22 protein-coding genes and 1 rRNA gene are annotated in these 23,991 nt (G+C 63.7%); 13 read left to right on the top strand and 10 right to left on the bottom strand.

The genetic code is table 11. The features are described from left to right. The 3 genes from FCL40_RS14485 to FCL40_RS14475 all read right to left on the bottom strand — a co-directional run bounded on the left by FCL40_RS14485 (position 1) and on the right by FCL40_RS14475 (position 3,631). Positions 1-1,323 carry an MFS transporter gene (locus FCL40_RS14485; protein ID WP_136854017.1) on the bottom strand — a complete coding sequence of 441 codons (1,323 nt, stop codon included), beginning with the start codon at positions 1,321-1,323 and terminating at the stop codon, positions 1-3. A 65-nt stretch (positions 1,324-1,388) separates the two neighbouring features. Next, positions 1,389-1,922 carry a non-heme ferritin gene (ftnA, locus tag FCL40_RS14480; RefSeq protein WP_136854016.1) on the bottom strand — a complete coding sequence of 178 codons (534 nt, stop codon included), beginning with the start codon at positions 1,920-1,922 and terminating at the stop codon, positions 1,389-1,391. 59 nt (positions 1,923-1,981) lie between these two features. After that, on the bottom strand, positions 1,982-3,631 hold the full coding sequence (locus tag FCL40_RS14475) for a diguanylate cyclase (RefSeq protein ID WP_136854015.1): 1,650 nt from the start codon (positions 3,629-3,631) through the stop codon (positions 1,982-1,984). Between the two features lie 136 nt (positions 3,632-3,767). On the opposite strand from FCL40_RS14475, the gene FCL40_RS14470 reads away from it, so the two are divergent. Further along, positions 3,768-5,699 carry a methyl-accepting chemotaxis protein gene (locus FCL40_RS14470; RefSeq protein ID WP_169307137.1) on the top strand — a complete coding sequence of 644 codons (1,932 nt, stop codon included), beginning with the start codon at positions 3,768-3,770 and terminating at the stop codon, positions 5,697-5,699. Here the strand turns inward: FCL40_RS14470 and FCL40_RS14465 are convergent. Next, the gene (locus FCL40_RS14465; RefSeq protein ID WP_136854013.1) at positions 5,690-6,106 is read right to left on the bottom strand and encodes a GNAT family N-acetyltransferase; all 417 of its coding nucleotides are present in this window, start codon (positions 6,104-6,106) and stop codon (positions 5,690-5,692) included. The two genes, FCL40_RS14470 and FCL40_RS14465, sit on opposite strands and share 10 nt — an antisense overlap. 78 nt (positions 6,107-6,184) lie before the next feature. Here FCL40_RS14465 and FCL40_RS18610 point away from each other — a divergent pair, with 78 nt between their 5' ends. After that, the gene (locus FCL40_RS18610; RefSeq protein ID WP_169307136.1) at positions 6,185-6,334 is read left to right on the top strand and encodes a hypothetical protein; all 150 of its coding nucleotides are present in this window, start codon (positions 6,185-6,187) and stop codon (positions 6,332-6,334) included. A gap of 29 nt (positions 6,335-6,363) precedes the next feature. On the opposite strand, the gene FCL40_RS14460 is transcribed toward FCL40_RS18610, so the two are convergent. Then, positions 6,364-7,128, bottom strand: coding sequence for a class I SAM-dependent methyltransferase (locus tag FCL40_RS14460; protein ID WP_136854012.1), 765 nt, complete (start codon positions 7,126-7,128; stop codon positions 6,364-6,366). A gap of 97 nt (positions 7,129-7,225) precedes the next feature. Then, positions 7,226-7,942, bottom strand: coding sequence for a TetR/AcrR family transcriptional regulator (locus FCL40_RS14455; RefSeq protein WP_136854011.1), 717 nt, complete (start codon positions 7,940-7,942; stop codon positions 7,226-7,228). A 391-nt stretch (positions 7,943-8,333) separates the two neighbouring features. Here FCL40_RS14455 and FCL40_RS14450 point away from each other — a divergent pair, with 391 nt between their 5' ends. Then, the gene (locus FCL40_RS14450) at positions 8,334-8,948 is read left to right on the top strand and encodes a hypothetical protein (RefSeq protein ID WP_136854010.1); all 615 of its coding nucleotides are present in this window, start codon (positions 8,334-8,336) and stop codon (positions 8,946-8,948) included. 51 nt (positions 8,949-8,999) lie between these two features. Here FCL40_RS14450 and prlC read toward each other — a convergent pair whose 3' ends face one another. Next, positions 9,000-11,039, bottom strand: coding sequence for an oligopeptidase A (gene prlC, locus FCL40_RS14445; RefSeq protein ID WP_136854009.1), 2,040 nt, complete (start codon positions 11,037-11,039; stop codon positions 9,000-9,002). A 441-nt stretch (positions 11,040-11,480) separates the two neighbouring features. On the opposite strand from prlC, the gene FCL40_RS14440 reads away from it, so the two are divergent. Both FCL40_RS14440 and gorA read left to right on the top strand, forming a co-directional pair. Then, positions 11,481-12,167 (top strand): hypothetical protein, encoded by a 687-nt coding sequence (locus FCL40_RS14440; protein ID WP_136854008.1) that lies wholly within the window; start codon positions 11,481-11,483, stop codon positions 12,165-12,167. A gap of 190 nt (positions 12,168-12,357) precedes the next feature. After that, positions 12,358-13,713 carry a glutathione-disulfide reductase gene (gorA, locus tag FCL40_RS14435; protein ID WP_136854007.1) on the top strand — a complete coding sequence of 452 codons (1,356 nt, stop codon included), beginning with the start codon at positions 12,358-12,360 and terminating at the stop codon, positions 13,711-13,713. A 65-nt stretch (positions 13,714-13,778) separates the two neighbouring features. Here the strand turns inward: gorA and FCL40_RS14430 are convergent, their stop codons facing one another. Beyond that, positions 13,779-14,117 (bottom strand): glutaredoxin family protein, encoded by a 339-nt coding sequence (locus FCL40_RS14430; RefSeq protein ID WP_136854006.1) that lies wholly within the window; start codon positions 14,115-14,117, stop codon positions 13,779-13,781. Between the two features lie 104 nt (positions 14,118-14,221). Here FCL40_RS14430 and FCL40_RS14425 point away from each other — a divergent pair, with 104 nt between their 5' ends. Continuing rightward, the gene (locus tag FCL40_RS14425) at positions 14,222-14,431 is read left to right on the top strand and encodes a dodecin (RefSeq protein WP_136854005.1); all 210 of its coding nucleotides are present in this window, start codon (positions 14,222-14,224) and stop codon (positions 14,429-14,431) included. Positions 14,432-14,484: 53 nt separating this feature from the next. On the opposite strand, the gene FCL40_RS14420 is transcribed toward FCL40_RS14425, so the two are convergent. Further along, positions 14,485-14,733 (bottom strand): YdcH family protein, encoded by a 249-nt coding sequence (locus FCL40_RS14420; RefSeq protein WP_136854062.1) that lies wholly within the window; start codon positions 14,731-14,733, stop codon positions 14,485-14,487. A 298-nt stretch (positions 14,734-15,031) separates the two neighbouring features. On the opposite strand from FCL40_RS14420, the gene glpK reads away from it, so the two are divergent. From glpK to menE, 7 genes are all read left to right on the top strand, one after another. Continuing rightward, a complete protein-coding gene (gene glpK, locus FCL40_RS14415) occupies positions 15,032-16,543 on the top strand; it encodes a glycerol kinase GlpK (RefSeq protein WP_136854004.1) in 1,512 nt (503 codons plus the stop codon). 214 nt (positions 16,544-16,757) lie between these two features. Further along, positions 16,758-17,156: a hypothetical protein gene (locus tag FCL40_RS14410; RefSeq protein ID WP_136854003.1), complete on the top strand. Its 399-nt coding sequence runs from the start codon at positions 16,758-16,760 to the stop codon at positions 17,154-17,156. 138 nt (positions 17,157-17,294) lie between these two features. After that, positions 17,295-18,647, top strand: a complete 1,353-nt coding sequence (locus tag FCL40_RS14405) for an isochorismate synthase (protein WP_136854002.1) — start codon at positions 17,295-17,297, stop codon at positions 18,645-18,647. Next, positions 18,644-20,362 (top strand): 2-succinyl-5-enolpyruvyl-6-hydroxy-3-cyclohexene-1-carboxylic-acid synthase, encoded by a 1,719-nt coding sequence (gene menD, locus FCL40_RS14400; protein ID WP_136854001.1) that lies wholly within the window; start codon positions 18,644-18,646, stop codon positions 20,360-20,362. The genes FCL40_RS14405 and menD overlap by 4 nt, the downstream gene beginning before the upstream one ends. Then, positions 20,346-21,095 (top strand): 2-succinyl-6-hydroxy-2,4-cyclohexadiene-1-carboxylate synthase, encoded by a 750-nt coding sequence (menH, locus tag FCL40_RS14395; protein WP_136854000.1) that lies wholly within the window; start codon positions 20,346-20,348, stop codon positions 21,093-21,095. Before menD ends, menH begins: the two co-directional genes overlap by 17 nt. A 7-nt stretch (positions 21,096-21,102) precedes the next feature. After that, positions 21,103-22,059, top strand: coding sequence for an o-succinylbenzoate synthase (gene menC / locus FCL40_RS14390; protein ID WP_136853999.1), 957 nt, complete (start codon positions 21,103-21,105; stop codon positions 22,057-22,059). Continuing rightward, complete coding sequence (gene menE / locus FCL40_RS14385; protein WP_169307135.1) at positions 22,047-23,438, top strand: o-succinylbenzoate--CoA ligase; 1,392 nt, start codon at positions 22,047-22,049, stop codon at positions 23,436-23,438. Before menC ends, menE begins: the two co-directional genes overlap by 13 nt. 479 nt (positions 23,439-23,917) lie before the next feature. Here menE and rrf read toward each other — a convergent pair. After that, positions 23,918-23,991: ribosomal RNA gene (rrf, locus tag FCL40_RS18975) — 5S ribosomal RNA — on the bottom strand; the annotation flags it as partial.

Here is a 23,991-nt window from a genome sequence, read left to right as displayed (position 1 = left end):
CTAAGCATTTGAGCTGTTTTGAGCCACCATTGTAGCGCCCAGGGCAGCGTGGGTCTTGCGGTCCAGGGGGTAGCACCACGCCAGCAGCACCATGGGTGCCAGCAACAGGCAGGGCCAGCCGGCAAAGGCCAGCTTCAGTCCAATCACCGCCGCATCGCTGAGCTCACCCACTGCACTGAAGCCAAACCAGGCGGGGATGGTGAGGCCGATGGCGCCACCGACCCCCTGGTTGAGTTTGACCACCAGCGCCTGGAAGGCAAACAGAATCCCCGCCCGGTCCCGGCCATTATGGGCCACATCGACGTCCACCAGGTCCCCCAGCATGGAGGGCAGCACCAGGGCGGACAGCCCCATCAGGGCGCCAAACAGGGTCATGGTCAGGGCCATGGGCATCAAGGCTTGAGGACCGGGCTCAATGTTGACGATCACCAGCAGCAACAGCATCATCCCCGGTGCCGACACCGCCCACAGCCGGTGCTTATCCACCCGCTTGAGCAGTTGCAACCACAGGGGCATGGAGAGGGCCATCGCCAGGGTCATGGGGACGGCAATGCGGGCGATGGCGTCCCCCAGCTGCAGGTAGTGGCTGGCGTAGATGACAAACAGGGAGGAGACCGCCCCGGTGGCCAGACCAAACAACACCTGGGTCAGCAGGAAATGGCGCAGCCAGGGGAGGCTCTTCAAAACCTGCAGCATGTCCCCCGGACGGATACGGTGCTGCCCGTGCACCCTGGGCTCGGGGATTCGCCAGCACATCAGCACCAGGGTCAGGGGCAGGGCCAGGGCGACGAACAGCGCCAGAGAGGACATCACCTCAGGGGTAAAGGCGCGCCCCACCCCCAGCAGCAAGGGCGACGCCATGAACAGCACCCCTCCGGCAAACCCGAGAATCTGTCGCCACAGCGAGATGCGGTTGCGCTGTTGGTAGTCCCGGCTTAGCTCCGCGGCCATGGCCGAGTGGGGGATCTCTACCAGGGTCCACCCCAGTGCCAGCAACAGGTACCAGCTCAACAGGTACCCCAGGCTCGCGTCGGAATGCGGCGTGAACAGCCGCCACACCGCCAGGGCACAGAGGAGACCGCCCAGCACCATCAGCGGTTTACGACTGCCGAGACGATCGGACAACAGACCGATGATGGGATCGGTCACCCCGTCAAACAGACGCGAGGTCAGGGTCACCGTGGCCATCATCCCCAGGGTCACGGCGGTGTGCTCAATGTAAAAATTAGGCAGTATCGCCGCCGTGGGCGACATCAGCATGGAGAGTGGCAGATTGACCAGCCCGAACAGGATCAGTGTCCGGGCGGGGAGAGGCTGTGACATGACGGCTCCGGGGGCCGACTCACCACCTTTGCACCGCGGTGGACGGCCAGGATCTCTGGTGGGCCTTAAGCGCCGGCGTCGGCGTCATGCATGATGCTGGCGCCCTCCTGCTGGGCCAGCTCGGCCAGCTCCTTATCGATCATGTACAGGCCCTGACCGCTGTCGCCCACCAGGGTCAGCTTATCCAGCACAGACTTGAACAGCTTCTCCTCCTCGTGCTGCTCCGCCACGTACCACTGCAGGAAGTTGAAGGTGGAGTAATCCTGGGTTGAAAAGGCGGTATGAGCCAGATCATTAATGCTGCGGGTCACCAGCTGCTCATGTTCGTAGGTCTTGGCGAAGATCTCCGCCAGGGAGTCGAAACGGTGCTCCGGCGCCTCAATCTGGCCGATCAGCGGCAGACCACCGGCTTCGCTGACGTAGGTGAACAGACGCCGCATGTGCTGCATCTCCTCATCGGCGTGTGCCCGGAGAAACTCCGCGGCTCCTTCAAACCCCTTGTCCTCGCACCAGGCACTCATCTGCAAATAGAGGTTGGAGGAGAAGAACTCCAGGTTAATCTGCTCATTGAGCTTGTCGATCATCGTTTTTGAAAGCATTGAGGCGAATCTCCGGTAAGATACAACTTGAGCCATTGTTGTAAGTTACGCTCCAAATATCAACCGGGTTCCTTCGTTTGCGCCGGCAGGGTCGGAGTGGACAGTCTCAAAGGCGGCGGCACCGCCCCCTCCGGCGCCTCCACCCGGTTGCGGCCGCACCGCTTGGCCCGGTACAGCGCCTCATCCGCCGCCTTCATCAGCGCCTCCATGGAGATGGGATCGCCATGGCTGCAACTGACCCCGGCCGACAGGGTCACCCTGCCCAGATCCTGCCCGTTGTGGCTGAACTCCAGGGCCGCCACCGAGACCACCAGCTTGTTGGCCAGATCCAGGGCACCGGCAAGGTCGGTGCCGGGGCAGATCACCACCATCTCCTCACCTCCGTAACGGCATACCAGGTCGGATTTGCGCACCAGTTCCGTCAGCTCCTTTGCCACCCGAAGAATGACGAAGTCACCGGCATCATGACCGAAGCTGTCGTTAAAGTTCTTAAAATGGTCGATATCCAGCATCAGTATCGACAGCGGCTCCTGGCGGCGCTGGCTGAGGGCAAGCTGACTCTCGAGGAACTCCATCATGTGGCGCCGGTTGAATAGGCCGGAGAGGGGGTCTCGAATCGCCTGCTCCTTGAGGTTGTCTCTGAGGCGGATATTGGCCAGGGCCAGCCCAACCTGTTCCGCCATAGATTCCGCCACCGACCTGGCGGCGAGCATCTGCCCCTCATCGGTAAACATCAGGCTGAATACGCCCAGCGCCTCGCCTTGGGCCAACAGCGGGATGCACAGCTGGCTGCCAGGCTGGGTTTGGTGGTCACACTGGATCTCCACCCCCTCGTCTCGACTCAGGTGAGTATTGCCCTTGAGCAGCGCCCAGCACTCCTCGGCCCCAAACCGAATGGCCCCCGGCCAGGATCCCCCCCACTGCGTCACCAACTCCAGCCCACGGGAGGAGCGGATCAGGGCAATACTGCCCCGAGCACCGGGCAGCAACTGCTCGGCAATGGGTTCCATCACCTTACAGGCCGACCCGACCGTGGTGCAGGCCGACATCAGACTGCCGAGGCGCTGCAGCATCGCCAGATCCCGGGTGCGCGCCACCACCTGTACCTCCTGGCTGGCCGCCGCATCCCGCCGGCCCATCTCTAGGGTGAGCCTCAGCCAGCGCCACACCCCCAGGACTATGAACAACCCCAGCATCCAGATCAACAGAGCCCAGAACCTCAGAGTCATCAGCCAGCCGGTCAGCACCGCCTCGGGTTCGGCAATGCGAATCACTCGCACCCGATCGATAAGGGGCAATGACAGTGCCAGGAAGTAGACCCTTCCGACGTTCGCCTCGCTGCGGAGATCGTAGCCGATGCCTCCGGCCAGGGCCTGGCTCACCTCGGGAGGGACGACGGAAACCGGCTGGGTGGCGACGCTGCCGTCCCTCCTCGAGTCCAGCAGCACCCGCCCGCTGTCGTCGAGGATCTGCAGCCTGGCCTGACTGCCCTCGAGCAACCGGGTGAGCAGCCCAGGTGTCGGCTCGCTGCCCGCCTGTACCGCATGGTGCACCAGCCCGGCCCCAAGCTGCGCCAGCTGTAGCAGGCGCTCACGGTGCTGCTGCCTGAGCTGGGATTCGAACACCTGGGTCAGAACCACCATCAACAGGGTCAGCAGCACCACCATCAGCGCCAGGGGTTGCCAGAGAGGAAAGGAGGATTTGAACATGAGCCATCCGTGCACTATCGCGACCATCCATAGCCAACTGTCTGTAAGTATAGAGAGTTTCCCCAAGGCTGCCCTGTAACAAGAGTGTCATCTGACGGTCGTAAAATGGCCGCGCCCCCGCATGGAAAAATCACCAATGAAAACAAAGACTCATGCTCTGGTCAGCTCCGCCCTGCTGCTGCTGACCGCCGCCACCCTGCTGGTGGCCCAGCTCTACAGCAACCAGCAGAGGGAACGCATCGATCGGCAGGCCCGGGCCAGCGCCGACCTGCACCAGGCCTTCAAGGCCCGGCTCCTGGAGCCGGTCAACCTCTACCTGTCCCAGGGCAATGCCCAGATGCTGACCGAATCCGGTCATGGCGCCCAGGCGCTGCTGGCGCGCCTCGACACCTTTCCCGAGGATCTGACTCGGGCGCCACGCGCCCGGCTGGAGGCCTTTGGCCGAAAGCTGGCCGGCAACTATCGCAGCGCCGGCAAGTTGGCCGGCGATCCTCGCGGCCTGCTCAGCAACGCCGAGCGCAACCTGCTCGCCTACGGACGCTACCTGGGGCAGTACGCCCAGCAAGGGCGAGACCAGAACCCGCAGGCCGCCGATGCCCTGCTCAGCGCCTCACTGGCGCTGCCGCAGCTGGTGTATACCCTGGCCGCCGACACCCCCCTCGACAAGCTTGCCCGGGGCGAACCGGTCAGCCCCCAGGCGCTGGCGGCGTTGGAAACCTGGGCCAACCACCTCGATACTCTACCCCTGCTGGGCCTGGCCGAGGAATCCAAACAGGATCAGGGCAGCGCCCTGCTGGATGAGGATCAGGCGGAAGATCCCGGCGAGGAGTACCGGGATGAACTGGTCAGCCTGGCCCGGCGCTACCGCCAGGAGCTGGCCAACACCGAGTCCACCCTGGCGAGCCTGCGTACCATGCGCGCCGCCCTCCATCAGGATCTGACGCAGATGCAGGGCAGCCTCGCCACCCTGGAACAGGCTCGCCTGGCCCGGGCGGCAGCAATCAAGCTGAAGCTGAACTCCCTGATGATCGGCATCAGCGTCGCCCTGGTGGTGCTGGCCCTGGCCATGGCCTGGGTGCAATACCGCATCGTGGTGCGTCCACTGGAGCAACTGTTGGCAGCCTTCTCCCGTCTGGTACAGAGCGGCCGGCGGGATGCCATGACCACCACCGACAGCTCGGCAGAGACCAACCAGGTGGCGATCCAGTTCAACCAACTGCTGCAACAGATGGCCCATCGTGACCGCCAGGCCCAGCGGCAGATGACGGAGGTGTCCGGCCGCCTGCAGTCCCTGGTGGAGGAGATCACCGCCGTCGCCACCATGGCCTCGGAACAGCAGGCCGACGTCCAGCAGGCCCGCGAGTCCTCCCGGGTTCTGGAACGCCTGGCCGGTGAGGTGGACGCCGCCTCCGGCGCCGTAGCCGAAGGAGCCAGGGAGACCGACCTGGCCATGACCCAGGGGCTGAAGCAACTGGGTAGCCTCAGCCAGCTCTCTCAGCAGACCAGCCGGGAGATCGACGTCAGCCAACAGGCCCTGTCCAACCTGAGCAGTTCGGTCACCGATGTCACCGCCATCCTGGACACCATCAGCGGCATTGCCGAACAGACCAACCTTCTGGCACTGAACGCCGCCATCGAGGCGGCCCGGGCCGGGGAGCAGGGGCGGGGGTTCGCGGTGGTGGCCGACGAAGTTCGCAACCTCTCCACCCGCACCCAGAGCTCCCTGCAGGAGATCCTGGGCATCCTTAACCAGCTCGGCGGCGCCAAAGACAGCCTGCAGGGCCATATGACCCGGATCCGCCAGGCCGCCACCCACCAGCTCGGCCAGACCGAACTGCTGAAGAGCGAGCTGGAAAAGGCCCGAACCCAGGCGGAGCAGGCCGCGGTGGCGTCGCGACAATCCTCGGTTAGCGCCCACCAACAGGCGGAACAGCTCAAGGCGTTCGACGGCCAGATGTCCTCCCTCAACCGCCAAAGCCAGGCGTCCCTGGAGCGGAACCGGGCCATCGCCGAGGCCGTGGCCCACCAGGCCAGTAGCATCGAGGCGATCCTCGGGGCTCAGGGGTAGCGCAGCGCCTCTAGCCTGGGGCTGCCGCGACGGTAGGCGACCAGCATGGCGGCCTGCGCCTCGGGCAGTGTGTCAACCAGGCAAAACCCGAACGACAGGTACCAGCGGATCAGACCCGGCAGGGCAAAACACCACACCGGTTCGCCGGCCTCCGCCAGCATCCGGCGCACCAGGGCAGCCCCGGCGCCGTGGCGCCGATGCTCGGGCGAGACCCAGACCCCACGCAACTGCAGGGCCCCACCCTGGGGAGATAACCGGGCCACGCCGATGATCCTGCCCCGAGACCGCGCCAGCCACACCCTGTCGTGGCTGCGGCAGCGATCCTTCTCACCCTGCTCTCGGTAGAAACGGTCTGCCAGGGGCAACGCCTGAGGCGGCAGGGCTTCAAGGATCAAGGAAGCGGGCATGGGCTCTCCAGGTTGTGTGACGGGTAAAAGCAGCTATATCTATAGTTACGGCGCTCAAGCCCAGGCTGTGGAGGTGCCATGAACAGCTACCCCTTTGACCGGCGACGGGAGGACCGCCGCCAGAACCCGGATCGCCGCGCATTGCCCAGGGAGGGAGAGGAGAGCGACGATCGACGTCGCATGCTGGGACGCAGGGTATACGACAAACTGCCCACCAGCCCGAGATAGGGCCGGTGAACGGTGTGGACCGCCGGGGGTCACCCCCCCTGGGGCAGGGCCGCCTTAACATAGACGTCGAATCGGTTTTTCTTGGTCTCGATGGTCATAGTGGGCGCCTGCCCCGCCAGGGGTTCGGCGTAGTCGGGCCGTTTCACCACCACCCGTTTATGGGCCAGGGCCAGGGCCGGCGCCAGCAGGGCATCGGCGTCCTCGTCGCTGCCCACCAGCTGCTGGAACACCCGCATCTCCTTCTTTACCAAGGCGGACTTGGCCCGGTGGGGATACATGGGGTCCAGGTAGACCACCTCCACCTGCTGGTCGATACCGGCCAAGGTGTCGATGCTGTTGCCCGGAGCCAGGGTCAGCCTCTGGGACACCCAGTCACCGATCTCACCATCCTCGCAGGCCCGGCGCAAGCCATCCTCCAGCAGGGCCGCCACCACAGGATGACGCTCCACCATGATCACCCGGCACCCCAGGCTGGCCAGGACGAAGCTGTCACGGCCCAGGCCGGCGGTACCATCCACCACCAGCGGAGTGACCCCACCCTTGAGCCCCACCGCCTTGGCGATCGCCTGACCTCGGCCCCCACCGAACTTGCGCCTGTGGGCCGAGGCGCCCCCCGCCAGGTCCACACAGATGGCGCCGGTCTTGGGCTCATCCCTGAGCCTCAGACAGAGGCGCGCCTCCTCAAACCCCAGGGAGAAGGGGGAGGTGTCGCTGTGCTGGAGCTGCCAGCGCTTGGCGATGTCGGGCAGCCGCTGGGCATCGTCGCCCTGTTGATCCAGGTAAAGGGAGTACATGGTGAGTCCGGGGAGTTGCAATGGCCGGAGTATACCAGTCCCTTCAGCCACAAAAAAAGCGCGCCCAAGGGGCGCGCCTTTGCGGCACTCTGTCGGATCAGGCGGCGACCTGGCCCAGAACGGGCTGCTCGATCATTTCACGACCCAACGCCAGGGCGCTCTGGCACTTGGCCAGCCACTCGTTGCCATCCAATACCGGGCCGTTGCCGCAGCGAACGATGTCGGCCAGCACATTGAAGAACTCGCCTTCGCCAGCCATGACACCACAGGGCATCAGGGTCTGACGGGAGGTCTGCAGCTGGCTGCCGAGGACGGCAGCGCGGCCACGGGCCACCAGGCGAGATCGCTGCTCCTCGTCGAGACGATAGCCCTCCTGCTCGGCAACCATCAAGGCCTCCTCCAGCTGGCGATCAAACTCTTCGGAGGCATCGCGCAGGGCGGCCACCCGCTTGTCGGCGGCACGGCGCCACAGATCGCTGTAGCACACCAGCAGTTCCAGCTGGGCCAGGATGTCGTCATGGGCCAGGCGCTGCTGCTCCAGCACCAGCAAGCTGACGAACCTTTCCATGCCACTCAGCTCCTGGGAAGCCAGGCGCTTGGCGAACTCGGTACGACGGCCCAGGCCAACCTGCACCAAGGCGGCCATCATATCCTCTTTGCTGATGAAGTGGCCGTAGAGGGTGCCAACGGAGCACTCGGCGGCGCGAGCGACATCGGCCATACGAAAGTCGAGAGCGCCTTTGCTGCTCGCGGTGTTCAGGGCAGCCAACAGAATGCGGGTTTCCCTAACCTTGTATAAATCTGATTTACTCATCGTCCTTTTACTCCTGTTTGCCTGGGGGCACGGCACTCTACCGGCACAATGCGGATATATAACCAGATTCCAGATACCCCTTCCGAGATACAGATCCCACTTACAGAAGCATTCCCATAAGAAACAAAGAGTTGCGAAACTTTCTCGGCAAAAACTGACGCAGGTCAAAATATCATTCGAACTGCACCTTTCGCCCTGCCATCTGCATCAAAAAAATACAAGCGAGACAGCTTGTGCCATCTGGGTTACAGCGGCGTTAATCGTGCATAAATTAAATTAGGGTGGTAAAAGTTTGACCGGGATCGAATAATATTCAACCAGCATCAAACAGCTCTTTAATCCCGCACCAAGATCGGGTACTCAATGGGTCACACCCGAAGAGGAGTCCACTGTGATCCGTGCCACCCCACTGCTGCTTGCCCTGATCCCCACTCCAAGCTGGGCCCTGTGCGGCGACCTGTGCCAGTGGCTGGGCAACTGGTTCGACGATTACCTGACCCCGGTGGACTACAACTACGCCCACGCCTCCCTGGCGAAGATCAACGCCGCCGATGACACCGGCATGCAGCTCTCTGCCGGCGCCCTGGCCCAGCTCAACCAGCATTGGCTGCTGGACATCAGCGCCGAGATGAACTGGCAGGAGGAGGGGATGCAGTATCAGCACGCCGGCCTCAACCGCTTTCAGGGGCGGCTGGATTACCGGGTGGCGGGGACCGAACGCTGGGACCTGCTGGTCGGTCTGGGCACCAGCGTCGCCAGCTGGAGCCAGGGACCGGTCACCGAGTACTCCATCTCCCCGGTGGTGGCCTTCCAGATCCGAGGCAAGCTCACCAGCCAGCTGGACCTGGAGATCCGCCACCAGGTATCCAAGGAGTTCGACCGACAATGGAACCACTCCAGCGTCGGCCTGGTGTTCTACCCCACCCCGCAGATCGCCCTCAACCTGAGGGCGGAGCACAACCAGGTGTCCAACAGCCTGCTGCTGGAAACCCGCTTCTACTTCTAGCTCCCCAACGCAGGAGAGGCCCGGTTGGGCCTCTCCTGGGAATATCCCCGCTTAAGCGGCGATGCCGCTGTGACGCAGCAGGGCATCGATCTGCGGCTCCCTGCCACGGAAGCGCTTGAACAGTTCCATCGGCTCCTCGCTGCCGCCACGCTCCAGGATACAGTCGAGGAAGTCGGCCCCCACCTGCGGATTGAAGATCCCCTCCTCCTCGAAGCGGCTGAAGGCATCGGCGGAGAGCACCTCGGCCCACTTGTAGCTGTAGTAACCCGCCGCATAGCCACCGGCAAAGATGTGGCTGAAGCCATGCTGGAAGCGGTTGAACTCCGGCGCCTTGACCACCGACACCTGGGCACGCACCTCATCCAGGGTCTGCTGGATGCGATCCCCCAGTTCCGGGCGGTACTCCAGATGCAGACGAAAATCGAACAGGGAGAACTCCAGCTGGCGCACCATCATCATGGCACTCTGGTAGTTCTTGGCCGCCATCATCTTCTCCAACATCTCATGGGGCAGAGGCTCGCCACTCTCATAGTGACCGGAGATGAAGGCCAGCGCCTCCTCCTGCCAGCACCAGTTCTCCAGGAACTGGCTGGGCAGCTCTACCGCGTCCCAGGGCACGCCGTTGATGCCGGCGACGCTGCTGGCGTCCACCTTGGTCAGCATGTGGTGGATGCCATGACCAAACTCATGGAACAGGGTCACCACCTCGTCATGGGTAAACAGGGCGGGCTTATCGCCCACAGGACCATTGAAGTTGCAGGTGAGGTAGGCCACCGGGCTCTGCAGGCCGGTGCGCCGCTGGCGCCGGCCGCGGCAGTCGTCCATCCAGGCGCCCCCCCGCTTGTTCTGGCGGGCAAAGAGGTCCAGGTAGAAGCTCCCCCTGAGCGCCCCCTGGCCATCGTGGATCTCGAAGTAGCGTACATCCGGATGCCAGACGTCCACCCCCGCCACCTCGGAGACGGTCACCCCAAACAACCTCTCCACGGTGGCGAACAGCCCGGTAAGTACCTGCTCCTGAGGGAAATAGGGGCGCAGCTGTTCGTCGGAGATACTGTAGAGGTGTTGCTTCTGTTTCTCGGAGAAGTAGGCGATGTCCCAAGCATCGAGGCTGTCCACCCCATGGTGCGCCCTGGCGTAGTCGGCCAGCTGCTTCAGCTCCTGCTGGGCCTGGGGACGGGAGCGCAGGGCCAGCTCATTGAGGAAGGCCATCACCTGGGTCGGCTCCTCCGCCATCTTGGTGGCCAGGGACATCTCGGCATAGCTGCCGAACCCCAGCAGGCCCGCCAGCTCATGCTTCAGCGCCAGCATCTCGGCCATCAGCGGCGAGTTGTCGAACTCACCGGCATTGGGCCCCTGATCGGAAGCCCGGGTACAGTAGGCGGTATAGACCTCGCGCCGCAATTCCACGTCATCGGCATAGGTCATTACCGCGATGTAGGAGGGAAATTCCAGGGTCAGCAGGTAGCCCTCCAGGCCGCGCTGCTCGGCTGTCTGGCGGGCGGCGGCGATGGCGCTGTCCGGCAGCCCCGCCAACCGGGACACATCCACCACCCGCTTGCTCCAGGCATTGGTGGCGTCCAGCACCCGGTTGGCATACTGGCTGGACAGCTCAGACAGGCGCAGGCGGATCTCACCGAATCGCTTCTGTTTGGCCTCGTCCAGGCCGATGCCGGACAGTTCGAAGTCGCGCAGGGCATTGTCGATCACCTTCTTCTGTGCCAGGGTCAGCTGCTGATAGTGGGGGGACTCGCTCAGGGACTTGTAGGCCTGATACAACCCCTCGTTCTGCCCCAACCAGGTGCCGTACTCGGACAGGGCCGGCAAACAGCTGTCGTGCGCCTCGCGCAGCGCATCATTGCTGACCACCGAGTTCATATGGCTCACCGGAGACCACACCTTGCCCAGGTGATCGTCCACCTCCTCTAAGGGCTCCACCAGGCTGTCCCAGGTATAGGGGGCACCGGACGCCACCACCTGCTCGACCTTTGCACGGCAGGCGGTCAGGGCCTGCTCCACCGCCTCCTGAACATGTTCGGGTCGAATGGAGGAGAACTGGGGCAGCTGGTCGGTGTTCATCAAGGGGTTGGTCATGGGGGCTCCTTGTAGGTCTGTGGTTCCCGCAATAAAGGGTAGTGTCTTCTCCCTACATGGGGCACCGCCGCCTTAAAAACAAGATGGAACCAGCAACTTTGATGGTTTTCCTGCGGCGACTCGCCCCGCCTCCCAGGCTGACCTGGCTCACACTCCCTCACATTACCCGAACAACAATAAGTATGAAGTATTTAAAAAAAATAATACCCAGGCATAATCCATATAGTGGGGCAAACCTCGGGCGCCATTGGAGATCCCAAGTTGAAGTGCCAAATACCATATTCGTGATTTAGACCGCGTATATGTGTGGAATTTTCACACGACTTCCACTTGAATCACGGATCAGGGTCGGCAATAGAAATAAAATCAATTCTCACTTTCGGGAAGATTTGCAACCAGGCAAGCAGATCCTCAAACAGGCAAACAAACAGGCATATCACAATGAAATCCATCCTGACCACCAGCATAGTGTTGGCGCTGGCCAGCTTCTCTGCGGCAGCAGCAGAGTATGAAGTGGACTTTGGCTACGACTCCAAGTACATCTCCGAAGGCCGTGACAACTTGGAGAAGGGCGGCATCTTCTGGCTCAACGGCGCCGCCGGCTTCGCCAACGGCATCACCCTCTCCGCCGCCTATGGCTACGCCGCCGATGTCGACTACGACGAGCTGAACGTCGGCATCGAGTATGGTTTCGAGATGGGCGACTTCAGTCTCTACGGCAGCTACACCCGCCTGGAGTTTTTCAAGGATGACGAAACAGACAACGAACTGGGCGCCGGCCTGACCTACGGCGGCCTGGCGTGGTTCGAGCCCTTCGTGGATTATGTCTACAGCAGCGAGGCCGAGGGCGGTTTCCTGGAGATCGGCATCCGGCGCGAGTTCACCATCAACGAGACACTGACCTTTACCCCCTATGTGATTGCCGCCTTCGACTACGGCTACGCCAGCCCGGAGCACGACGGAACCAACCACTCCAGTTACGGGGCCACCCTGGCCTACCGCCTCAACGACACCTGGACTATGAATGCCATTGTCGAGCATCAGGAGGGGCACAAGGACGTCAAGCTGGATGTAGGCCACCATACCGGCCACCTGTGGGGCGGCCTGCACGTCACCGCCGGTTTCTGATCCCGACTTTCCACAAGGGGGAGCCTTTCGGCTCCCCCTTTTCGTTGGTCGGCAGAGCCGGAGCATGACCCCGGCCACCATCGAAACCGATTGAGCCAATCCCTTGTTTTCGTTTGAGAGCGGCCCCAGATCGGAGTACAACTTAGGCTAGTTATGCCCATTCACGGCTCACCATCAAAGGATTCTTCCCATGGCTCAGCAATTTGACTATATCGTTCTCGGTGCCGGCAGCGGCGGCATCGCTTCCGCCAACCGGGCCGCCATGCGCGGCGCCAAGGTGCTGCTGATCGAGGCCAAGCACCTGGGCGGAACCTGCGTGAACGTCGGTTGCGTGCCCAAGAAGGTGATGTGGTTCGGCGCCCAGGTGGCCGAGGCGGTCAACCTCTACGGCCCCGACTACGGCTTCGACCTGACCCTGAACAGGTTCGACTGGGGTAAGCTGGTGGAAAGCCGTGAAGCCTACATCGAACGGATTCATGGCGGTTACAACCGCGGCCTGGACGCCAACGGCGTCACCCTGATCAACGGCTTCGGCAGGTTCGTGGATCAGCGCACCGTCGAGGTGAACGGCGAGCGCTACAGCGCCCCCCACATCCTGATCGCCACCGGCGGCCGCCCAACCATCCCCAACATTCCCGGCGCCGAGCACGGCATCGACTCCAACGGCTTCTTCGCCCTCACCGAGCAGCCCAAACGGGTGGCGGTGGTGGGCGCCGGCTACATCGCCGTGGAGCTGGCCGGGGTGCTGCACTCCCTGGGCAGCGAAACCCACCTGCTGGTGCGCAAGCACGCCCCTCTGCGCAACTTCGACCCGCTGATCACCCAGACACTGGTGGAGCTGATGGAGAAGGAGGGGCCCACCCTGCACACCCACTCCGTCCCCAGCGAGGTGGTCAAGGAGGCGGACGGCAGCCTGACCCTGAAGCTGGAGAACGGCAACAGCGTCAACGTCGACACCCTAATCTGGGCCATCGGCCGTGAGCCCGCCACCGACGTCATCAACATCGAGGCGGCCGGGATCGAGGTGAACGAGCGCGGCTTCATTCCGGTGGACGAATACCAGAACACCAATGTCCCCGGCATCCACGCCGTGGGCGACATCATGGCCGGTGGCATCGAGCTGACCCCGGTGGCGGTCAAGGCGGGCCGCCAGCTGTCCGAGCGACTGTTCGGCAACCAGCCCCACGCCAAGATGGACTACTCCCTGGTGCCCACCGTGGTGTTCAGCCACCCGGCCATCGGCACCATCGGCCTCACCGAGCCCCAGGCGATCGAGCAGTACGGCGAGGAGAACGTCAAGGTGTACACCTCCGGCTTTGCCGCCATGTACACCGCGGTCACCGCCCACCGCCAGCAGACCCAGATGAAGCTGGTGTGCGCCGGTCCCGAGGAGAGGATCGTCGGCCTGCACGGCATCGGCTTGGGCATGGATGAGATCCTCCAGGGTTTCGCCGTGGCCATCAAGATGGGTGCCACCAAGGCGGACTTCGACAGCACCGTGGCGCTGCACCCCACCAGTGCCGAGGAGTTCTGTACTATGCGCTGAGCCCCAAGGGCAGACGGCAAAAAGCCGCTCACTGAAGCGGCTTTTTGGTATCTGTCGGGAGCCCTTCAGGGAGACAGTGCCTGAATCAGCAGCCGGGGCTGGTGGCCACGAATGGCCCGGCCCCTGACCAGCACCAGGGGGATGCCGTGGCCACCGAACTGGGCAAACTCCCGGGAACCCTGGGGATCCTGCTCCATATCCAGCTCCACGAAGGGGATACGGTTGTCGGTGAGAAACTGGCGGGTGGCGGCGCAGGCGCTGCACCAGCTGGCACTGTAGAGCACCACCTCGCTGCGATGCTGCCGGTTCAGTTCAGCCGCCAGCCGGCCGCCAGCCCCCAGCTGGAACAGGGCATAGCCCATCAGGATCACCAGTGCCGCTACCGCGGCTATCCACTTGATCATTGTCTCCTCCTGACGCTTTCCCCCGTTATACCCTGTGAGCCCCGCCAGGCATAGCCCCCCCGATCCTTGCCTATACTCAAGTGTTGTTCACAGGAGGGATCATCATGGGCAATCACACCTACAAGAAGCTGGAGCTGGTCGGCTCCTCACGCACCAGCCTGGAGGATGCCATCAGCAGCGCCATCGACCGCGCCCACCAGACGGTGGCCAACCTTCGCTGGTTTGAGGTGGTGGAAACCCGGGGACAGATCGAGAATGGCAAGGTGGCCTATTGGCAGGTGACCTTGAAAGTGGGCTTTACCCTGGAGGATTAGAGCAGGCCGGGCCGGCCCCAGCCTGCTTCATGGTGCGGTGAAAGTGCGTGAAATCAGGCTTGCTCTGCCTGCTGCAGGCGGTTGTAGAGTTCGTCCTTCAGGCCAAGGCGCTTGAGTTTCAGGCTTTCGAGGTACTCGTCTGTGGTGTTTTCAAGGCCCTCCTCAATGCGTCGGACTTCGCGGTCCAGTTCATGATATTGGTTGTACAGCTTGTGGAAGGTGTCGTCGGCGAGGTTGAGTTCCTGAATCAGGTCCACCTGGTTGGGAAACTCGTTAACCAGGCTGTGGTCTTGAATTATCATCACGCAGTCCTCCTTGGGGGTGTAATCCCATAATGCTCCCCTCATTTGTGCATTTGTTTGATGCAGATCAGTAAATTATTCGTTATGAAGCTGCTTCATTTTGGTGGTTTGCGGTGGATCTCCGCAGCCAAAACCCTGGGTAAAACCCGGTCTGCCCCCAGAGGCCCGGAACCCTCGAGTCTGCCGGTGCCCCCTAGAAACTCGCCAACGGTCTCGGCCCAGGGCCGAGTCTCGCGCCGCTGGCATCACCAGACAGGAGTGGCTAGTATGAAGAAAAGCTCACTCAAGCCATTGAATTATGTCTGAATCCACCCAGTACATCGTTGCCCTTGACCAGGGCACCACCTCCAGCCGGGCCCTGCTGTTTGATCGCCAGGGACAGGTGATCGGAACCGCACAGCGAGAGTTTAACCAACACTACCCCAACCCAGGCTGGGTCGAGCACGACCCCATCGAGATCTGGGCCAGCCAGCGGGCCACCCTCACCGAGCTGCTGGCCAAGAGCCGAGTCAGCCACCACCAGGTGGCCGCCATCGGCATCACCAACCAGCGGGAAACCACTGTGGTGTGGGACCGGGAGACCGGTCAGCCGATCCACAACGCCATCGTCTGGCAGTGCCGACGCACCGCCGACCTCTGCACCCGGTTGAAGCAGGCGGGGCTGGAGCAACGGGTCAGGGACAAGACCGGGCTGGTACTGGATCCCTACTTCTCCGCCACCAAGGTCCGCTGGATTCTCGATCATGTGCCCGGCGCCAGGCAGCGGGCCGAACAGGGCAAGCTGGCCTTCGGTACCATCGACAGCTGGCTGATCTGGAACCTGACCGAGGGACAGGTGCACGCCACCGACGCCACCAACGCCAGCCGCACCATGCTATTCAACATCCACACCCTGGAGTGGGACTCGGAATTGCTTGAAGCGTTCCAGATCCCCGCCTCCATGCTCCCCGAGGTGAAGGCCAGTGGGGAGCTCTACGGCCAGGCCCAGCTTGGCAATGCCCGCGTCCCGATCAGCGGCGTGGCCGGAGACCAGCAGGCCGCCCTGTTTGGCCAACTGTGCCACAGCGCGGGCATGGCCAAGAACACCTACGGCACCGGCTGCTTCCTGCTGATGCATACCGGCAACACCCCGGTGGCTTCCCGTCACGGGCTGTTGACCACCCTGGCCTGCAACCTGCCGGGAGAGATCAACTACGCCCTGGAGGGGGCGGTGTTTATGGGGGGAGCCAGCGTCCAATGGCTCAGGGATGAACTGGGGCTGATCCGCCACGCCTCGGAGAGCGAGGCCCTGGCCCAGGAGGTGGCGGACACCCAGGGCGCCTACCTGGTCCCTGCGTTTACCGGCCTGGGTGCCCCCCACTGGGATCCCTTCGCCCGGGGCACTCTGGTGGGCATGACCCGGGGCACCAACCGCCAGCACCTGGTGCGGGCCACCCTGGAATCGATCGCCTACCAGTCCATGGATATCCTCCACGCCATGGAGCAGGATGCCGGCCAGTCACTGAGCCAGCTGCGGGTGGATGGCGGCGCCACCGCCAACCGCTTCCTGATGCAGTTCCAGGCCGACATCCTCGGCACCCCGGTCGTGCGCCCCGCCAATGTAGAGACCACCGCCGCCGGCGCCGCCTACCTGGCCGGCCTGACCTGTGGCTACTGGCCGGATCTCGACACCCTGGCCAGTGAAGTGGACGAACCCAGCCACTTCCGCCCGGCGATGAGCCAGGAGACCCAGGCCAGACTGACACGAGGCTGGCAACGGGCCCTAGCCGCCAGCCGCCACTGGTCATCCCTGACCGATGAACCAGGTTAACGGCGCAGATCGTTGCTGGTTTTTTCTGCAACCTGTGAATTACCTCGTTGGAATACCTGCGCTACATCATCGGTTTAGCGCACATTTTTGCTGCCAAATCGATGACAATTGCGGATCTTGCTTCCCAACCGGAGTACAAGAATAGGCAGACAGGACACCTGCAACGGCAACCATGATCACACTCACCCACCACTCACATCGCTGGGGGCTTACCTTGAGACCCCTGCTGCTGACCCTGGCCTGCGTCGGAGCCTTTATGCAGCAGCTTCCCTGGATGCTGGCCGCCCTGCTGGCCCTGCTCAGTTACTTGATCTGGTATCAACCCAGGCGTTATCAGCAGGGGGATCTGCCCCAGGTTCTGGCGGGGGAGTGCCGGGTGATGCTCTCTCTGCCCCTGGGGCTGCAGGGGGTGGTGATCATCGGGCTGATCGCCCTGACCTGCTCGCTGCTGTTGGTTTTCTGGCAGCAGCAGTGCCGCTCCGGGCTGGTGCTGATTGCCGTCTGTTCATTGTGTAAAACGGTATGGAACTTCCTATTTATCGGTAAGTTAGGCAGCGAAGAACTGCTCGCCACCTTGGCATCGATCATCGGAGCTGCGATACTGATGGATTGACCCCTGTACCCACGGCGGTCAATGAGTATACTAGGGCGCCAACCGGATCACGCATTGGCGACCGGCGCTTGACAGAAAACTGCTTCGAATCTTAATTTCAGCAGCTTAGAGTTCCCACACCACCTTCGGAGTCATGCGATGGATAAGCCATCAATCTCGATCGCCATCAGTCGCATGCAGACACGGCTGGCCCAGCTGGCCAACCGGCAGCCGGAGGGGGACAAGGTTCAGCTTTCCGAATCGATCCAGCCGACCCTGCTGCTACCCTGGCTGGCGGCCCAGGAGATGTGGCCCCAGATCTACTGGCGCGAATCGAACCAGGGGGAGCAGGTCGCCGCCCTGGGCGCCTGCGGCCAGCACCGGATCGACGCTCACGCTCCCCAGAAACTCTCCGAATTCTATGAACGCTGCTGCCGCAACAACCACTCGGGGCTGCGTTGGTATGGTGGCGTCGCCTTCGATACTCGCCAGCCCGCCTGGGACATCTTCGGCCAGGCCCAGTTCATCCTGCCGAGGCTGGAGATTCGCCAGGGGGAGCGGGAAGCCCAGCTGCTGCTGAATCTAAACGGTGACCCGGAGCGCTGGCTGCAGGAGCTGACCCGGGCCGCCGCCTTCCTGGAGCAGGTCAGGGCGATAAAGCCCCTGCCGCCACTGGCGCCGGGCCATATCCTGTCCCGCCAGGACACCCCCTCGGAATCACACTGGCACCAGCTGGTCACCCAGGTGACCGAGCCGGAGTTCAACCGGGACACTCCCAAGGTGGTGCTGGCCCGTCAGAGCCAGCTGCAGTTGAGCCACCAGCCCCACCCCTGGACCGTGCTGCACGCCTGGCAGCTGCTCAACCCCAACAGCTATCAGTACGGCTTCCAGCTGACCCCCAAAGACAGTTTCATCAGTTGCTCACCGGAGCGACTGTTCCAGCGAAGCCAACAGGAGCTGACCACCGAGGCCCTGGCGGGCACCACGGTTCGCGGCTTTACTCCCGAGGAGGACGACGCCCTGGCCCAGGCGTTGCTGGATGACGACAAGAACCAGCATGAAAACCAGCTGGTCCGCCTGCAGATCGAAAAACAGCTTCAGCCCCTGTGCGACTACGTTGGTACCGAGGAGAGCCCCTCCATCCTCAAGCTGAACCACATCCAGCACCTGCACCGTACCATTAAGGCGGAGGTGAAATACGGCGTGAACGATCTGCAGCTGCTGCAGGCCCTGCACCCCACCCCGGCGGTGGGTGGCTATCCCAGGGAGAGCGCCATGACCTTCATCCGTCAGCGGGAGGGGTTCAGCCGCGGCTGGTACGCCGGCGCCTGTGGCTACTTCAACTGCCTGGGCAGCGAGTTCTCCGTTGCCCTGCGCAGTGCCCGCTTCAGTGGTGATACCATCACCCTGTTTGCCGGAGCAGGCATCGTCGCCGGCTCCGACCCCGATGCCGAGTGGCAGGAGCTGGAGAACAAGCTGGCCACCATTATGGGAATTCTCAACGGTCTATGAACACCACTCCAATCGCCGATCTCAACCTGCTGTGGTCGAAACTGATGCTGGAGGAGCTGTGGCGACTGGGTGTGAAACACATCTGCCTGGCCCCTGGCTCCCGTTCCACCCCCCTGACCCTGGCGGCCGCCGAACACCCGGGCCTGACCCGGCACACCCACTTCGATGAGCGGGGCCTGGCCTTCCTGGCCATGGGCCTGGCCAAGTCCAGCCGCAGCCCGGTGGCCCTGGTGACCACCTCCGGCACCGCCCTGGCCAACCTCTATCCCGCCATCGTGGAGGCCTTCCTGACCCGGGTGCCGCTGATCCTGCTCACCGGCGACCGGCCGCCCGAGCTGATCGACTGCGGCGCCAACCAGGCGATCATCCAGCCCGGCATCTTTGCCGGTTACTGCACCCGGGTGGACCTGCCGACGCCGGATCTTGGCATTGCGCCACAGGCGCTGCTGACCCAGTTGGACCATGCCCTGGGCAGCAGCTCCGGCCCCGTCCACGTCAACTGCATGTTCCGCGAACCCCTCTACCCCAAGGCGGATCGCACCGACTTCAGCGACTACCTGGCCCCCATAGGTCACTGGCTCAGGGGCGATCAGCCCTGGAGTCCGCTGGCCAACCTCAGCAGCAAGGCCCTGCCGACCGAGGCCCAGTGCCACGCCTTCGCCAACGGCAAAGGGGTGATCGTCGCCGGCACCCTGGCCCCGGAGCAGGATCCCCAACAGCTGGTTGACCTTGCCAAGCGCCTGGGCTGGCCACTGCTGGCCGACTGCCAGTCCCAGCTGCGCCAGGCCGACGGTGTGGTGCACCATATCGATCAGCTGCTGCAGCGTGAGGATTGCCAGTCCCTGCTGGCGCAGGCGGAACACCTGCTGCTGGTGGGCGCCCGCACCCTCTCCAAGCGGATGCTTGGCTTTATCGAGGCGCATCACTGGGCCGCCCAATGGCAGTGGCTGCAGTACCCGCAGAGGCTGGATCCCAACCACAAGCCGAAGCAGGTGTGCGTCGGTGACCTGGAGGATCTGATGGCCCTGCCCTGGCCCACGAAGCGCCGAGAAACCTGGGCGCCCCAGCTTATCCAGGCCAGCGACGCCCTGGATAGGATGATGGAGCGCCTCCATGGCCATGGCGAGCTGACCGAACTCTCCGCCATACGCCACCTGAGCCAGGCCCTGCCCGACGGCGCCCAGCTGTTTATCGGTAACAGCTTGCCGGTGCGCCTGTTCGATACCCTGGCGGCCCCGGTCTCCAACCCGCCCCCGGTCTACACCAATCGCGGCGCCTCCGGCATCGACGGCCTGCTGGCCACCGCCACCGGCGTCGGCAGGGGCAGCCGCCGGCCCACCCTGCTGGCCATCGGCGACCTGTCGCTGCTGCACGATCTCAACTCCCTGGCCCTGGTGCGGGACTGCGACTTCCCCATGGTGGTGCTGGCCATCAACAACGACGGCGGCAGCATCTTCAACCTGCTGCCGGTGCCCAATGAACCGCTGCGCCAGGAGTACTACCGCCTGGGCCACGGTCTGCGGTTCCAGGGCGCAGCCCAGCAGTTTGGCCTGCCCTACCTAAACCCGGTCAGCCTGGATCAGTTCAAAGAGACGCTGGCCGGGGCGCTGGCCAGCAACGGCCCCACCCTGGTGGAGCTCAGCCTGCCTCCCAAGCAGTCAGCCGAGTTGCTGGTGGCCCTGGCCAAGGCGGTCAAAGATGTGCCCCTCGGCTGACCGCCCCACCCTGGTACTGCTGCACGGCTTCCTGGGCAGCGCCGAAGACTGGCAGCCGGTGTTGCCGGCATTGCAGCGGCACTTCCACTGCCTTGCCCTGGATCTTCCCGGCCATGGCGACAACCGCACTCCCCTGACCCGGGGCCCCGGTTTCGATGAGGTGTGCCAACAGCTGGAAGCCAGGTTGCCCAGGGGCAGGTTCCACCTGCTGGGCTACTCTCTGGGCGGGCGCATCGCCCTGCACCTGGCCCAGCGCAATCCAGGGCACCTGCTCAGCCTGACCCTGGAATCCGCCCATCCCGGCCTGACCAGCCAGCAGGAACGCCAGGCGCGGCGCCAGGCCGATGCCCGCTGGCAGCGCCTGCTGCAACACCACTCCCTGGCCGAGTTTCTTCGGCAGTGGTACCGGCAGCCAGTGTTTGCCGACCTGACCGACCAGGCCCGCCAGAGGATGATCGACGCCCGGCTGGGCAATGACCCCGACGCCCTTGGGGCGCTGTACCACAATACCGGCCTGGGGTGGCAGCAGGACCAGAGGGCGATGCTGGCCGAGTTGACGGTGCCGACTCACTACCTCTGTGGCCGCGCCGACACCAAGTTCCTGACCCTGGGCCAGGAGCTGAAACGGCAGGGGTTGGTGGATGGGTTGCACCACTTCGATTGCGGCCACAATGTCCACCGGGCCTGTCCGGGTCCCTTTGCTGATACACTGATTCAAACCCTGATCTCCTGAGGCCCAGATGAACGCCCTTGCCCTCTACCGCTACGCCATCCCCTTTCACAGTGCCATCGACTTCAATGGCCACCGGCTGAGTCAGCGGGAGGGGCTGCTGGTCAAGCTGGAGCTGGACGGCCGCATCGCCTGGGGGGAAGCCTCCCCCCTGCCGGGCTTCTCACGGGAATCCTTGGCGCAGGCCCAGGCACAGCTGCTGATGCTGATGCCACGGCTGGCCCCATCCGACAAGCTGCCCGAACCGGCCACCCTGCCCTCGGTGCGCTTTGCCCTCTCCAGTGCCCTGTGGAAACTGCGGAGAGAGCATCGGATCACCCACCAGGATCCCGCCCCGCTGCTTACCGGATCTTCACCGCAGATCATCGACAAAGCTGCCAACATCGACGCAAGATACCTCAAGTTAAAGGTGGGCAGGCAATCCGTTGAGGAGGAGATTCGCCTCATCTACCGCCTGCTGGAACAGGACCCCAAGCGCCGCTTCCGCCTGGACGCCAACCGGCGCTGGAGTGAACAGCAGGCTGCCGAGTTTGTCGCCGCCATACCGCTGAAGCAGGTGGATTACATCGAGGAGCCCACCCCCAGCCTGCAGACCAACCTGGCCCTGGCCGAGTCCCTCGGGCTGCCCCTGGCCCTGGATGAAACCACCCAGGCCGAAGGATACCGCTACCGGCCGCAGCCCGGTGTCAAAGCCCTGGTGCTCAAACCCAGCCTGATCGGCGATCTGGACACCCTGGCTGAGATGGTCGTCCAGGCGGAGCTAGACGGTGTCGCCGTGGTGCTCTCCAGTGCCTTCGAGTCCAATCTGGGGCTGGACACCCTGGCGGATCTGGCGGCCGAGCTGACGCCGGATCACCCCCCCGGCCTCGACACCCTGGAGGCGATGAAGGCGGACCTGATCATGCCGGCTCGCCCCGGAATGCCCTGCCTAACAGAGGATCAGCTGGAATGTCTATGGCGAGCCTGATCTGCCTGGCCCACAAGGGCGCCAAGGCCTTCGGTAACACCGTTGCCATCGAGGGTCCCCACGGCCGCCTCAGCTTTCGTCAATTGGATCGGCGGGTGGGCGAACTCAGCACACGGCTGGCCCAGCAGGGGGTAGGGCGGGGCGACCACCTGGCGGCGGTGGGCCCCACCAGCCTGGAACTGGTCTTGTTGCAGCTGGCCTGCATTCGCCTGGGCGCGGTGTTCGCACCGCTGTCGCCGAAGTTTCCCCAGTCACAGCTTATCCGGCTGCTTGACCAACTGGATGCCCGCCACCTCTGGCACCACCAGGCAACCCCCCTAGCCGGGTTGCCGAGCCTCAGCCTGACGGCGGGAGTGACGCCCAGCAAAAGCCCGCCCCTCTCCCCGGCGCAGCCGGTCAGCCTGATCCTCACCTCTGGCTCATCGGGCCAACCTAAGGCGGCGATGCACAGCCTGGGCAACCACCTGGCCTCCGCCGCCGGCTCCCTGGAACAGATCCCCCTGGGACCCGGCGACCGCTGGCTAGCCTCCCTGCCGATGTTCCACATCGGCGGCCTGGCGCTGATGTTCCGCTGTCTGGATGCTGGCGCCACCCTGGTACTTCCCGGGCACAAACAGCTGCTGCACAACCTGAGGCAGAGCCCGGTCAGCCACCTGTCGCTGGTGGCCACCCAGCTGGGCTGGCTGCTGGATGCCGCGGACTGCGACGCGCTGATGGCTTCCATCCGGCTGCTGCTGCTTGGGGGGGGTCCCATTTCCCAGGCGCAGCTGCGGCGCCTGGAACCCTACCCGGTTCAGGCCCTGACCAGCTACGGCATGACCGAGATGGCGTCCCAGATCACCACCGGCCCCGCCAACAGCGAAGGGCTGTCCGGCACCCTGCTGCCGGGTCGTGAGCTGCGTATCCACCGGGGGATCATCGAGGTCCGCGGCGATACCCGCTTCCTGGGTTATTACGACCGGGGCGTCCTGAGCCGCCCCTTCGACAACGAAGGCTGGTTCCACACCAAGGACAGGGGCGAGTGGGTCGACAACCGGCTTAAGCTGCTGGGGCGGGCAGACAACATGTTCATCAGTGGCGGAGAAAATGTGCAGCCGGAAGAGATCGAAGCCGCCCTGAAACAGCACCCAGATATCGACGAGGCGGTGGTGCTGCCGGTTGCCGATGACACCTTCGGCCTGTTGCCGGTGGCGGTACTCAGGGGCGGTGATCCCCTGCCGGATCAGGACGAACTGGATCGATTCCTGGCTACCAGACTGGCCAGGTTCATGCGACCCCGCCGCTATCTGAGCTGGCCGGATGGCTACGCCCCCCAGGGGCTGAAGATCAGCCGGCCCGCGCTACGGCAAGCCTTGGGCAGCAGCCTGACCCTGAAATAGGGCGTAAATTCTGTGCTTGGTCCATTCAGGACCCGGTCACTTCCCCTAGACCGTCATGCCCGCGATCTCCCTGTTCCAAGAAAAGATACACCTGTTCCCGGCCTTGCCAGGGAGACGAGAACAACAACGACCGTCATGCCGGCGAATGCCGGTATCCAGTGGTTCTGCTTGCTCTAAGGGGAAAAGCCCTGGCTCCTGGCCTGCGCCAGGAAGACGACGGGGCGTGTTGCTAGGGAAGCGCGTCGTTGCCTTGGCAGGGGTTCGCTGCACGCTCGCCATGAGGGCTACGACCGCGCACAATGGCCAATCCACCCGGCAGATCAGCAGCCATCACCATCATACCGGCGCACGCCGGACATGCGTCCGCAAACCGATCTCATCAATGTCTTGCAACTGCAGGGGCAGTCCATATACGTCTTAGCCAAGCGCACAAGCGAAAAAAGCCCGTTGCGTTAGCAACGGGCTTTTTCGTATTTGGTGCCTGACGATGACCTACTCTCACATGGGAACTCCCACACTACCATCGGCGCTACTGTGTTTCACTGCTGAGTTC

It is taken from the genome of Ferrimonas sediminicola (genome assembly GCF_005116715.1).
In the GTDB taxonomy this organism is placed as follows: Bacteria; Pseudomonadota; Gammaproteobacteria; order Enterobacterales; family Shewanellaceae; genus Ferrimonas; species Ferrimonas sediminicola.
This window is presented reverse-complemented; position numbering and strand designations above follow the sequence as displayed.